The 13,225-nt window shown below is 73.1% G+C and carries 7 protein-coding genes; 2 read left to right on the forward strand and 5 right to left on the reverse strand.

Annotated features, from left to right (window positions below):
- Window positions 1-94: 94 nt before the first annotated feature.
- The 3 genes from RM788_RS41515 to RM788_RS41525 are packed head-to-tail and all read right to left on the reverse strand — an operon-like array spanning window position 95 to window position 3,276.
- A complete protein-coding gene (locus RM788_RS41515; RefSeq protein WP_315925605.1) occupies window positions 95-1,951 on the reverse strand; it encodes an FAD/NAD(P)-binding protein in 1,857 nt (618 codons plus the stop codon).
- Window positions 1,952-1,959: 8 nt separating this feature from the next.
- Complete coding sequence (locus RM788_RS41520; protein ID WP_315925607.1) at window positions 1,960-2,697, reverse strand: DUF6239 family natural product biosynthesis protein; 738 nt, start codon at window positions 2,695-2,697, stop codon at window positions 1,960-1,962.
- Between the two features lie 3 nt (window positions 2,698-2,700).
- On the reverse strand, window positions 2,701-3,276 hold the full coding sequence (locus RM788_RS41525; protein ID WP_315925609.1) for a hypothetical protein: 576 nt from the start codon (window positions 3,274-3,276) through the stop codon (window positions 2,701-2,703).
- A 266-nt stretch (window positions 3,277-3,542) separates the two neighbouring features.
- Here RM788_RS41525 and RM788_RS41530 point away from each other — a divergent pair, with 266 nt between their 5' ends.
- Window positions 3,543-4,757, forward strand: coding sequence for a cytochrome P450 family protein (locus tag RM788_RS41530; protein ID WP_315925611.1), 1,215 nt, complete (start codon window positions 3,543-3,545; stop codon window positions 4,755-4,757).
- 201 nt (window positions 4,758-4,958) lie between these two features.
- Here RM788_RS41530 and RM788_RS41535 read toward each other — a convergent pair whose 3' ends face one another.
- A complete protein-coding gene (locus RM788_RS41535; RefSeq protein ID WP_315925613.1) occupies window positions 4,959-5,765 on the reverse strand; it encodes a TIGR03084 family metal-binding protein in 807 nt (268 codons plus the stop codon).
- Window positions 5,766-5,860: 95 nt separating this feature from the next.
- Window positions 5,861-11,671: a type I polyketide synthase gene (locus RM788_RS41540; protein ID WP_315925615.1), complete on the reverse strand. Its 5,811-nt coding sequence runs from the start codon at window positions 11,669-11,671 to the stop codon at window positions 5,861-5,863.
- A gap of 262 nt (window positions 11,672-11,933) precedes the next feature.
- Here RM788_RS41540 and RM788_RS41545 point away from each other — a divergent pair, with 262 nt between their 5' ends.
- Entirely contained in the window at window positions 11,934-13,133 is a 1,200-nt protein-coding gene (locus RM788_RS41545) for a class I SAM-dependent methyltransferase (protein ID WP_315925617.1), read from the forward strand.
- The last annotated feature ends 92 nt before the right edge of the window (window positions 13,134-13,225 follow it).

A 13,225-nucleotide genomic window follows, 5' to 3' on the forward strand; every position in this document is an offset into this window, starting at 1 on the left:
CCGGACGGTGAACCGCGCGAACGGTGTACTCCAGCGGGGTGGCCGGGAGCGGGCTCGCGCACCGCTGTCCGAAAAGGATGGACGCGCGTTCCGATCAGTCGAGCCCCAGCAGGGAACGGAGGTCCCGCGGTGTCACCGAGAGGTCGTTGAGCTTCGCCGCGGCCGCCTCGTTCACGGCGAAGCGGAGCGCCTCGGCGGTCGCGGGGGTCCGGCCGTCGTGGATCGCGTCGCGCACGGCGGTCAGGCACTCGTCGAGCCGGAGTGCCAGGTCCTCGCGGTCCTCCCGGCGTCGGGCCGCCATCCGGCGCACGTCGAGCGCGACCGCGCGCTCGAACGCCTCGCGTGCCGCCGTGCCCAGGGACGCTAAGACGTCACCGACCTGTCCGTCGTAACGGGACTCCAGTCGGCGCAGCACGTCCGCGGCGACGCCGACCGACTGGTTCTTGATGGCGGCGAGGTTGAACGCGAACGCGCCGATGCGGCCGTGGCGGACGATCTCGTCGCCCTCGCGGGGACCGCCGACCAGGGAGATCGGACCGGACGGGGCGCCGGTCGGTCCGAGCAGGACACCGGACCCGTCGACCTCGACACCGCGACCGGTGCGCCGGTGCCGCGCGGCGAGGTCGTTCCGCATGAGGTTGGTCCAGAGCGCCGACCCGGTCCGCTGGTAGTCGGGCTCCCGCCCGAAGTTCGAGATGACCAGGTCCGCCTCGATCGTCCTGGTGGACTCCGGCGCCGGCCTCGTCGTGGACACCGTCAGCACCAGCGTGCCCGTGTCGGTGGTGACGATCCGGTCGACCTTGCCGGTGGTGACGGAGACCTGCCCGTCACCGGCCATCGCGTCGTCGACGATCCCGGTCGTGTACGCGACGGCGCTCACCCGCAGGGTGGCCAGCAGGCTGCCGTAGCCGTCGAGGAGCGCGCGCAGGTCGGCCGTCGGGACGCGGGTCAGCAGCTCGGGCAGGTGGGGCTCCCACGACTTGGCGATCCGCTCGGTCACCACCGCGGGAGCCACGTCGGGGTGCTCCTCGGCGACGACGGCGCGCGCCCGTTCCCACTCGTCCTTGACCTGGCGGACGAGGTGCACGGGGCCCTCGTAGGGGCCGTCCAGCCGGGGGGCTGGCAGGTCGAGGACGTGGTGCCGGTGGTCCGGCGGGTAGGTGCGGATCGTCAGGCCGGACCGCGAGATCATGTGGATCCTGCCGGTGTGCCCGTGCCGCAGGAGGAGCGCCGCGGAGTCGTACGCGGTGAGCAGCGTGCCGATGATCGCGACCACGGCGTCCGGCTTGGCGTCGAGCAGGCGGTCGACGCCTTCCGCGGAGTAGGGCTGCCGGACGAACGCCGGGTGGTCCAGCACCTCGGCGGCGAAGGGGAGCGCCCGCTGTTCGAGTCCCGTGGCGATGACGAGGTGGTCCGCCCGGATGGTCCCGGTGTCGTCGCCCGGCGGGGAACCGTGCTGGAAACCCGGCGGTGGCGAGAAGTTCGCGACGACGACGCGCACGCCGTCGTCGTCGACCACCACGTCGACCACCTCGCCGTCGGCCTCGACCAGCGTCACGCCCTCCGCCGCCTCGCGCGCGGCCTCGGCGAGGCGGTCGGCGAGGTAGTCCGCGTAGATCCGGCGGGGCGTGGGCCCGGATTCGACGAACGTGGTGTCGCGCCACTCCGGCGGCCAACCGGTGCGGTCGGCGCTGGTGTTGGCCCACGTCACGAAGTCGTCGACGTCCTCGCGGAACATCGACATGCGCCCGGCCTGGATGTTGAAGACGTGGGGCCAGGGATTGCCCGCCGGGTGGTAGGCCACACCGGCGCTGCGGTGCTCGGCGTGCCGTTCGACCAGCACGACCTCCAGGGGTTCCCGCGCGAACCGGAGGAGTCGGACGGCGGTGGCCGTTCCGCCGAGTCCCGCTCCGACGACGACCACCCGTCGGGACCGATCGGTTGATCGCACGCCCGTTGTCACCCCTCGTTCCCCTGGTGCTGCTGAAGGTTCGCGGATGAACTTACCGATCCCGCGGTGCGCGGGGGGCAGGTCCGGTCATCGCGGTCATAGCGGTTCGGGATGGGTCGCGGACACGTCGCGACCGCGCCCGCGGTCTGCCGCCGGTCCACCGCGTCCAGGGTCGCGGTGGCGGCTCCGGCCATCAGCAGCACGGCCAGCGCGGCCGCCGCCGTGCGCAGCACCAGGGCCGCCGGGCGCGTGCGCGGATCGCTGATCACGAACCAGCTCACCGCCACGGCGGCGAACTGCACCCCGGTGTGCAGCAACGTCATCCGCTCCTCGCCCGCGGCGACGAGCCACGCCCTGGTGAACTCCGCGGCCGCGAGCGCGATGGCCGCGGTGCACGGCCACGGCGCCAGAGCCCGCAGGGCACCGCGCCCCACCGCCCAGCGCGGGTCGCGGGAGAAGATCGCGTAGCCGGGCGCCGCCGCGGCGAGGAGCACCAGCGGCACCACCCGCGGCGACAGGTCCAGTCCGCCCGACAGCAGCAGTTCCGCCACCACGACGACGGCGGAGGCGCTCCACACCGCGACCGCCGTCCGGTGGTTCGGCGGGCCGAGGAAGGCGCGCAGCATCGCGAAGGAGGCCACCACCGTCACCGCGGCGAGCAGCAGCACGTGCAGCACCAGCGGGCCGATCATGATCCCGACCGACCCGTGCGAGTGCCCCGGCTGGAACGCCGCGATCGTCGGCACCGGTCAGGCGGTCGCGGGTTCGTGCGCGAGCCGGGCGCACGAGCACCGCGCCGCGGCGCGCTCCTCCGGCCGGGGCCGCAGGTGGAGCACCACGGCGACGACCATCGGGATGAACACGACCGTGTTGTAGAACAGGTGCAGCTCGATGCGCGGGAACACCAGCTGGGCGATGCTCGTCGGCACCTTGGCACCCAGCAGGAACGCTCCGGTCAAGGCCTGCACCAGCAGCAGCAGGTGCTCGAAGTGGTGCCAGATCTGGATCCACATCGCCGTGTTCCACCAGGTGCGGGCGCGGCCGGTGAACCCGTGCCGCAGCACGATGAACGCGATCATCATGACGATCGCGTACCCGTAGTGCAGCCACTCGGAGGAGACCAGCACCGGGAACGCCAGTCCGAGCGCGCCGCCCGCGGTCGGGCGCGGCCAGTGCAGGACGTAGACCTGCACGGCCTGGGTTATGTGCTCGGTCCAGTGCGCGAGCACCACCACCGTGTAGATCGTCAGAGCTGTCTTGTGGTAGCGGGTGTTGAGCAGTCCGTCCGGGCCCAGCCATCGGCGGCCGCCTGCTGAAGTCGTCATCGGTGATGCCTCCCTGGGGGCAGGGTGGCGGGTCGGGTGGCGGGTCCGCATCTTCGATCTTGCGCTTTGTGGGAGGGCGTTCCTGTGCTAGGCGCGAGGCGGCGGGGGAGCCGGTTTACTCCGATGCTGCCCTTTGTCCCGCCGCGGTGATCGGACGGTGGAATTGCCCGGCACGGCCTGGATAAACTCGTCGGCGACGGCCCCGCGGTCCGGTGGCAGTTTTCTCCCGGCAGGCCCCGATTATGTGGTGGCGAGGAGCAGATCCCATGTCTGACAACACGATTGCGCCGGTCGAGCGGTTCGGACCGGAATTCCTCCAGGACCCGCACTCCGTGTACAGCCGGCTGCGCGAGGAAGGCCCGGTCCGGCGCGTGGTCCTGCCCGCGGGCCTGCAGGCCTGGGTGGTGACGCGGTACGAGGACGTCCGGGCGGCGCTGGCCAACCCCGGTCTGCACAAGGACTTCCGGCGCTACCCCGCCCTGTTCGCCCGCAACACCATGCGCGCCCAGCCCGGCTTCGTGCACCCCGCGCTCGTCGCGCACATGCTCAACACCGACCCGCCGGACCACTCCCGGCTGCGCAAGCTGGTCACCAAGGCGTTCACGCCGCGCCGGATCGAGCAGATGCGCGGCCGGATCGAGCAGATCGCCGACGAGCTGCTGGACGCGATGGCGGGCAAGACCGAGGTGGACCTGGTCGACGCGTTCGCCTACCCGCTGCCGATCACCGTGATCTGCGAGATGATCGGGCTGCCCGCCGACGACCTGGACGGGTTCCGCTCCTGGTGCGTCACGCTGATCTCGGGCGGTGAGCCGGAGGAGATCCAGCACGCGGCGGACGCCACCAAGGCCTACCTGCTGGAGCTGATCGCCCGCAAGCGCGAAGAGCCCGTCGAGGACCTGTTCGGCGCGCTGGTGCACGCGCGCGAGGGCGGCGACCAGCTCACCGAGACCGAGCTCGTGTCCATGGTGTTCCTGCTGCTGGTCGCCGGGCACGAGACGACCGTGGGCCTGCTGGCCTCGGGCACCCTGGCGCTGCTGAGGAACCCGGAGCAGTTCGCCGCGCTGCGGGCCGACCGCTCGCTGCTGCCCGGCGCGATCGAGGAGTTCCTGCGCTTCGACGGCCCGCTGAACATGGCGACCTTCCGCTACACCGACGAACCCACCGAGATCGGCGGCGTGCTGATCCCGGCGGACGAGTTCGTGATGCTGGCGCTCACGTCGGCCAACCGCGACGCGGAGCAGTTCCCCGACCCGGACCGGCTCGACATCCGGCGGGACACCAGCGGGCACCTGGCGTTCGGCCACGGCCTGCACTACTGCCTCGGTTCCCCGCTGGCCCGGATGGAGGCCGAGATCGCGTTCAACCGCCTGTTCGACCGCTACGACAGCATCGAGCTGGCCGGTGGACCGGAGAGCCTGCGGTGGCGCGAGGGCGTGGTGATCCGCAGCCTGGACGTCCTCCCGGTCCGGTTGGGCTGACCCAGGAGGGAAGTGGACGACCCCGGCCGACGTACCCGGCCGGGGTCGTCCGCTGTCCGCGATCAGGTGGCGCGGGCCGTCGATCCCGATCCACGATGGACCTGTCCACTGTGGACTCATGTCGATGGTTCCCCAGCGCATGGGGAAGTCCCGTCCGACGGGGGCTGGGGGTCCACCCGCCGGACGGGACTGGTTCTGGCGTCAGCCCCGCGCGACCGGGGCGAACTGGCCGGGGAGCCTGCCCGCGCCCGCGGGACCCCGGTACGCCTGGGCGATCTCCAGCCAGTGCTCGGCGTGCTCACCGGTGGCCACGAGCGCCAGGTCCTCGTGGTGCCTGCGCCGGGCGGCCAGCAGGCAGAGGTCCAGTGCGGGCCCCTCGACCCGCTGGGTGGCGTCCGGCGGCCCGAACGTCCACAGCGCACCGGAAGGCGCGGTCACCTCGAACCGGAAGTCGTCGGCGGGCGGCTGCTGCCCGCGCGCCAGGTAGCCGAACGGCCGGGTGTGCACGATGAACCCGACGAGGTTGGCGATCCGGTCGGTGCGCTCGATCGTCCGGCCCAGCGCGTCGGCGATGTCCTGGCCGTGCGCGAACAGCTCCATCATCCCGCCGCTGGCGAGCACGGCGGGCGGCAGCGGGTTGACCAGCCACGGGACCTCCTCGCCCGCGGGCACCGCCGCGAGCGCGTCGGCCGACGCGACCAGCTCCTCGTACCACCGGACGAGCAGTTCCCCGCGCGGCAGCTCCAGGTACGGCCGCATCACCGCGGCGACCTCCAGTTCGAGGTCGGGGATCGCGTGCTCCATGACCTCCCGGAACGCGTCCGGGTCGGCCGCGGCGAGCCCCGCGCGCTGGAAGGTCGCGGCCAGGTGCGCCACCTGGTGGGCGACCGTCCAGCCCGGCGCGGGCGTCGGGGCCGTCCACCCGGCGTCGTCGATGTCCGACAACAGCACCTGGACGTCCACCGCGTCGGCCTTCAGTGCCGAGATCACGGCCAGTGGCTCGGTCATCCGCATGTCCTCTCGCTGATGTCCGGGGTGGTGGTCCACCCCGGACCGGGCTGGGGAGACGGCAGCGCGCGCCTCCCGTCGTGCCTCGACGGCGACTACTCCGGCGCCGACAGGACGGCGAACACCACCGGGGCCGACCGGCCGTTGAGCGTGGTCACCCAGGTGGCCACCCGCGCGTCGCCCGCCGCGAGCACCACCCAGCCGTTCTCGTGGACCCCGTGCACGGCCAGCGTCCGGTCGGTCACACCGACCTTGCGCAGGCACTCCAGCGCACTCCACATCCGGGTGCCCGCCACGTCGGCGTCCTCACCGGACTCGGCCGCGACCAGGTCGCGGACGCCGGTGAGCGCGGTGCCGAGCAGGTCGGTCCAGTCCTCGACCGTGCGGTGCCCGACCTCCTCGACGTCGCAGCCGAGCCTGCCCGCCCCGGTCACCACCAGGCTCACGCCCGCGCCGTGGGACGCCGAGATCGCGGCGCCGTCCACCTCGGGCTTGCCGTCCGGCCGGTACCGCACCTCCACCGGGCGACCGAGGCAGCGGCTCGCGGCCAGCCGGGTCTGGGCCCTGCGGTCCGCGTGCGCGCCCGGCTCGGGATCGGGTTCGACGACCACCGCGCGGCCGCCGCCGAGCACCCGCTCCAGCGTCCGCTCCAGGTAGCCGCTGAGCATCGGCGGCACCCACGGCCCGGAGCCGTCCTGCCTGCGCACCGCGCGCAGCACCAGGCCCTGCCAGAACTCGACGACCCGGCCGGACGGGTCGAGCACGTGGACGTCGTACACGTGCTCGTCACCGTCCTGCGAGCGCTCGCTCGCGTCCAGGACCACGTACTCCACGTGCTGGTCGGCGGGTTCGGCTAGGTAGAGCCGTTCCACGCGCTGCGGGAGCAGGGTCGCGTCGGGCACGCAGCACTGGAGGGCGTGCATGACCGCGTCGCGGGTGCCGGGGTTGGCCAGCACCTGGTCCTGGGGCAGGTAGGCGGCGAACCACGGCGCCGGTGTGGTGGTGGACAGCTCCGCCACCACGTGCCGCGCGTTCGCCCTGCGGTAGCCGAGCAGGCGCTGGAAGCGCTTGCCCTGGAACATCACCCCGCCGTACAGCTCGGTGGTCGGGTCGACCGGCACCAGCGGCAGGCCGATGGCCTTGCGCACGACGTCCCCGCCGGGCACTCCGGGCCGCGGCAGCCGCAGCGTGGCGCGGAAGTGGTCGGCGCCGAACCCGGTCTCCTCGGCGCGGATGACCACCGACACCGTCTCGGCGTCGCGCACCAGCGCCGCCAGCCGCACCGACGTCGCGGTGTCGGGGCGGACCGCGATCGGCCGGAGGAACTCGACGTCCTCGAGCAGCGGGGCGCCGCTCCGGCCGAGCACGGCCGCGGCGACCTGGGTCATCGCCTCCATCCCGATCACCGCGGGGAACAGCAGGTCGCCGTCCAGCGCGTGGTCCGACAGGTACGGGTCGCTGCCCGCGGACAGCTCGACCTCGGTGATCAGCTCGACGTTCGGGTAGTGCACCAGCACCCGGTCGACGAACCGGGTCAGCGGCAGCTCCTGGGTCGTGTCCAGCGGCAGCGTCGGCAGACCGCCCATCCGGCCGGTGATCGTCAGCACCGGTCCGGCCGACGGGTCGGCCAGCACCTGGCGCAGCACGCCCAGACCGTCCTCGACGGAGATCGGGGTGATGCCGTCGCGGGAGAGCGCCTCGACCACGCCCAGCCGTTCGCCCATCCCGGCGCCCGACCAGACCGACCACTCCATCGCCAGCACGCGGGCCGACGGGTGCGCCCGCCGGAACTCGACGGCCAGCTCGGACAACCAGTCGTTGGCGGTCGAGTAGTGCGCCTCGCCGCGCAGCCCCGCCCGGCCGATGATGCTGCCGAACGTCACCAGCAGCTTGATCCCGTCCTGGTCCACCGCGTCGAGCACCGAGCGCAGACCGGCGACCTTGACGGCGAGCGTCTGGTGGAACCGCTCCTCGGTCAGGGAGGCGAGCGCGGCGGGCTCGTTGCGGCCCGCGCCGTGCATGACCGCGGTGACCGGTCCGAGGTCGGCCTCGAACCGCGCCACGGCCGCGGCGACCTGCCCGGCGTCGGTGACGTCGGCGCGCTCGTACCGGCAGACCACCCCGGCGGCGGTCATCCTGGCCAGGTTCGCCGCGATCTCCTCGTCCTGGTCGGGGTCGTCCCGGCCGATCACCGCGAGCCGGGCGCCGGAGTCCTTCGCCATGGCCAGCGCGCACTCGGCGGTGATGCCCTTGCCGCCGCCGGTGACCAGCAGCACGTCGGTGTCGTCCAGCGGGGTGCCGGTCGGCCGTTCGACAGGCGGTTGCAGCACGTGCAGCACCGGCACCGTCCGCGTGCCGCCTGCGTCGTAGTGGACCTCGCTGAACGCCGTGGTGGCCGCGGTCTCCACGACCACCCGCCACACCGCGTCCTCCACCCCGGCCTCGGTGGCCGGTGCGGGGTCGGCCAGCACGACGATCGTGGTCGGCGCGTCCACCGCCTCCAGGAACGCGGTCCTGGCCAGACCGGACGCCCCGAACCTGTGCTGCACCACGACGAACCGGGTGCCGGGGGCCGCGGCCACGGCCGCCCGTCCCGCCTCCAGGAACAGCCGGACGTGCTCCTCGCCGTTGTCCGGCAGGCACAGCAGCACGCCGTCGCCGATGCCCGCCGCGGCCAGCGCGGCCGGCAGCCGGTCGGCGAGCGGGTGGTCCGCCGGGGCGAACACCCGCCAGGTCCCCCGCGGACCGGAGCCGAGGTCGACCGTCGGCGCCGGGACCGGCACGTGGTCGACCGAGAACGGCCGCACCCACTGCCCGACACCGGCCACCTCGCCGCCGCCGTCGCCCTTGGCGGGCGCGGAGCCCGCCAGCTCGTCGATCAGGTCGGCCAGCTCGCCGAGCGTCGCGGTGGCGAAGCTGGTCGTCGACTCCAGCGGGGGCAGGCCGAGCTTGCGGGTGGCGTCGTTGACGAGCTGGCCGACGGTGATCGAGCTCAGGTGCAGGTCGTCGAGCGGGTGGGTGGTCGCGGTCACGGTCGCCAGCGGCAGTTCCACGCGGTCCGCCGCGAGCCCGCGCAGCATGTCCAATGTGGACGGACCGGCTTCGCCGTTGCCGTTGCCGTTGTCGGCGCTCCGCTCCTCGATCGCGGGCCCGGCGGGCAGGGTCAGGCCGACCGCGAGGTCGGGGGCGGTCTCGCAGGGGCTCGCCAGGAACGTGAACCCGCCGTCCAGCGGCAGCGGGCGCAGCACACGGCCCGCGAACAGCGCGTCGGTGTCGACCGCCGCGCCCAGCGCGTGGGCCGCGCCGACGACGGCGAGCAGGGAGCCCAGCGACTGGCTCTCGGTGTCGACGGCCAGCACCGGCGTGTTCGGCGCGATGTCGGGGAGCAGGCCCGCGAGCACCCGCCCCGGTCCCACCTCCACGGCGAGGTCGGCGCCGGTGACGGCTTTGACGGCCGCCTCCTGGAAGCGGACCGGCAGCAGGATCTGGTCCCGCAGCAGGTCGCGCAGGTCGGTGCTCGGGTCGAGGAGGTCACCGGTCACCGTGGACATCACCGGGAGGGTGGGAGTGCCGAAGGTGAACTCGGCCAGGTGCAGGCCCATCGCCTCGTGCGCGGGCCCGACCAGCGGCGAGTGGAAGGCGTGCGAGACGGGGATCCGGGTGGCGGTGACGCCCTCGGCCCGTGCCCGCTCGCACACGCGGTCCACGGCGTCCGCCTCGCCCGCGATGACGGTCTGCTTCGGACCGTTGAACCCGGCGATCACCACCTCGTCGTCCGCGAACAGGCCTTCGGTCCGGCCGGGAGTGGTGGCCAGGCTGGCCATCGCGCCGCCGCCGCGGCTCGCTTCGGCCATGACCCCACCGCGCACCTTGGCCAGCCGCAGCACGTCGCCCGTGCTCATGGCGCCCGCCCAGGCCAGCGCGGTCAGCTCGCCGAGGCTGTGCCCCACGGCGACGTCCGCGTCGACGCCCAGCGCGTGCAGCACCCGCAGGGCCGCGACGGAGCCCGCGACGATGCGCGGCTGGGCCACCTCGGTGGCCACCTGGTCGCCGCCGGTCGGCACACCGGCCTGTTCGAACACCGCCTCCGCGGCGGGGAACCGGCGGCGGAGGGCGCCCACGGCACCGCGCCCGGACCCCTGGCCGGGGAACAGGTAGGCGATCCGCGGCGCGGTGAGCGTGCGGTCGAGGAACACCCCGTCCGCGGCGAACAGCTTCTCCTCACCAGCGTCGAGCGCGGTGAGCAGCCTGCCGAGCTTGGCGGTGGCGTCATCGGGGCCCGTGGTCACGACGGCCGCCCGCACCGGGTCGTCGGACAGCCCGGAGGCCAGAGCCCAGGCCAGGTCGGCGACCTCGGCGAACGACAGCGCGGGCACCAGGCCGAGCAGGCTCACGACCTGCTCGCGCAGCGCGGTGTGGTCGGCGGCGTCCAGCAGCAGCAGTTCGGCGTCCTGCCTGCCGCCGTTGAGCCCCGTCGTCCGGGCGGGCAGCTCGACGCGGCGGGTGGTGCCGGGGGCCTGTTGCAGCGCGATGTGCGTGTTGACGCCGCCGAAGCCCAGCGCCGACACGCCTGCCCTGATCGGCAGCTCCGCGGGCCAGAGCTCCGGCGTGTTCGGGACGTAGAGCGCGGGGGAGTCGCCGACCAGCTCCGGGTGCGCCTCGTAGTGCCCGGTGGCGGGCGGGATGACCTGGTGGTGGATCGACAGGACGGCCTTGATCAGCCCGCCGACGCCCGCGGCGGCCTTGGTGTGGCCGAAGTTGCCCTTGATGGAGCTGATCGCGGCGGGCCGGGCGGTGGGGGCGGCGTCGTGCCGGACGGAGCCGATCGCCCGCAGCTCGGTGGCGTCGCCCAGCGCCGTGCCGGTGCCGTGCCCCTCGAAGTAGCCGACGGTCTCCACGCCGTACCCGGCCCTGTCGTAGGCGCGCCTGATGGCCAGCCGGTGCCCCTCGGCCTCCGGGCGGGTGATCCCGCCCTTGCCGTCGGAGGAGATGCCCCAGCCGGTGATGGAGGCGTAGACGCGCAGACCGCGCTCGACGGCGTCGGACTCGCGCATCAGCAGGACGCTGCCCGCACCCTCGCCCGGCCAGAAACCGTTGGAGTCCTTGTCGTAGACCTTCATCTCGCCCGTCGCCAGCGCCCCGGTCTTGGCGAAGCCGATCACCTCGAACGGGTCGATGGACAGGTCGACGCCGCCCGCGAGGCAGGCGTCGAGGTCGCCGTCGGTCAACGCCTTGGCGGCGGTGGCGATGGAGATCAGCGACGACGAGCAGGCGCCGTCGACGGTGTAGCCGCCGCCGCGCAGGTCGAAGTGGTTGCAGATCCGGCCCGCGATGGTGTTGGCCAGCCCGCCCGCGAGGGTGTCCTCGTCGATGGGGGGGAACGGCGCCTTGTACACCGGTTCGAGGTCGCGCAGGAAAGCGCTTGTCTCGTCGTCGTCCCACCCCTTCGCCGCCAGCGCGGCGGCGAGGGTGCGCCGGACGTAGGGCCAGCGCACCCGCATCAGGTTGGCGCGGGAGAACTCGCCCGTCAGGCTGTTGCCGATGACCACGCCGGTGGACTCGCGGGGCAGCCCGACGCCGTCGGGGAAACCCGCGTCCGCCAGTGCCGTCGCCGCGACGTCCAGCGCCAGCCAGTGCGTGAGGTCGGTCGACCGGTAGGTGCTGCCCGCGATCTTGTACTTCAGCCGGTCGAACTCGAAGTCGCGCAACACGGCCGCTTTGCTCGCGTAGAAGCGGTCCGGCGCGTTCGGGTCGGGCGAGTAGTAGTCCGCGTGGTTCATCCGTTCGTCGGGCAGCCTGCGGAAGGCGCGGCGCCCCGCCAGGACGTTCTCCCAGAGATCCTGGGTGCTGGCGGCATCGGGGTAACGAAGTCCGATGCCGACGATCGCGATCCGCTCGGTGCTCAAGCCTGTACCGCCTATTCCCCCGTGCGTTCCCGGTTGCGGTCCAGCGTGCAGTCGCGTCGCCACGCATGCCTTCTCTTCGTGTGCGGTCCGCTTTCCGCTTCTCCCATATGGCTCGACACCGCATCGGTGGAGATGCGTGTCGACGACCGCGGGACCGACGATTGCCGGGCAGGCGATCGCCATCGCGGAAAGCTGACGGAAAAGCGTCCGGTCGGATTCCGCCGCCACCCGCACCACGTCACGGAAGGCCTGTCGACACACCATGAGCGATCCGACGAGGGACCCGCGCGGTCGATCCGGCGGGCACGGCGACGCGGCGGAGTTCGCGCGGCTCCACGGGGCCATCACCGACGAGCGGATCCGCGCGCTGTTCCCGTTCCGCTTCCTGGCGGCGAACGAGACGTTCGCGCGCCTGGTCGACGCGACCGCACATCGCATCCTCGCGTCGATCGGCGCGCTGCCGCCCACGACGGGCGTGACGGTCCAGCAGGCCAAGAGGGATCTCTCGATCCCTTGGCGCCGAACGGTTCCGCTGCGGTTCATGTACGAGAAGCTGTCCGACAGCGGGGTGCTCGACCGCCTGGACGGCCGCTACTTCACCGGGGCGGTGCCGGTGGGCGACTTCGACACCGTCGCGGTGGAGCTGGCCGAGCAGGAACCCGGTGCCGCGGTGGCCCCGGAGATCCTGCGGACGCTGGTCGACGGGGCGGAGCGCTTCTTCCGCGGCGAGGCGTCGGGCGAGGAGATCCTGTTCGCGCCAGACAAGCTCGAACTCTGGCCGCGGTACTTCTCCAACGACAACCCGTTGTACGCCATCAACAACACCGTCGGCGCGGAGGCCGTCTCCCGCCTCGTCCCCGCCGACGGCGGCGCGTTCGAGGTGCTGGAGATCGGCGGCGGCTGCGGCAGCGCGGCCGAGCAGGTACTCCGCTCGCTCGGTTCCCGCGTCACGCGGTACCGCTTCACCGAGGTGGCCGAGACGTTCGCGCGGATCGGCGAGCAGGTGGCGCGCGAGGCGGCCGCGCCGTCGACGGAGGTCGAGTCCGAGCGCCTGGACATGACGAAGCCGTGGGCGGAGCAGGGCGTCGGGCCCGGCACGTTCGACGTGGTCTACTCCGTCAACTGCTTCCACGTCGCGCCCGACCTCGACTTCGTCGTCGCCGAGGCGGCGAAGGCGCTCAAACCGGGTGGAGCGGTCGTCGTCTCGGAGTGCCTGCGCCCGACCAAGCTGGCGCGGCCGATCCACGCGGAGATCATCTTCGACTTCCTGGACAGCTTCACCGACGTCGTCACCGACCCGGTGCGGCGCCCGACCCACGGCTTCCTGACGCCCGCGGCCTGGCGCGCCACGTTCGAGGCGGCCGGTCTCGGCGAGGTGGTGGTCCTCCCGGATGTCGACGCGGTCGCCGAGGTGTACCCGGACTTCGTCGTGGGCGCCGTCGTGGCCCGCGCGACCACCTGACCCGCGGGCCCGCGGGGTCGTACCGGACGGTCGTCCGCCCGGTGGAGCGGTTCACCGACTTCCTCCGAAGAGGGCGAGTGCCCTTGGCGGCC

The sequence above is a fragment of the Umezawaea sp. Da 62-37 genome (assembly GCF_032460545.1).
GTDB lineage: Bacteria > Actinomycetota > Actinomycetes > Mycobacteriales > Pseudonocardiaceae > Umezawaea.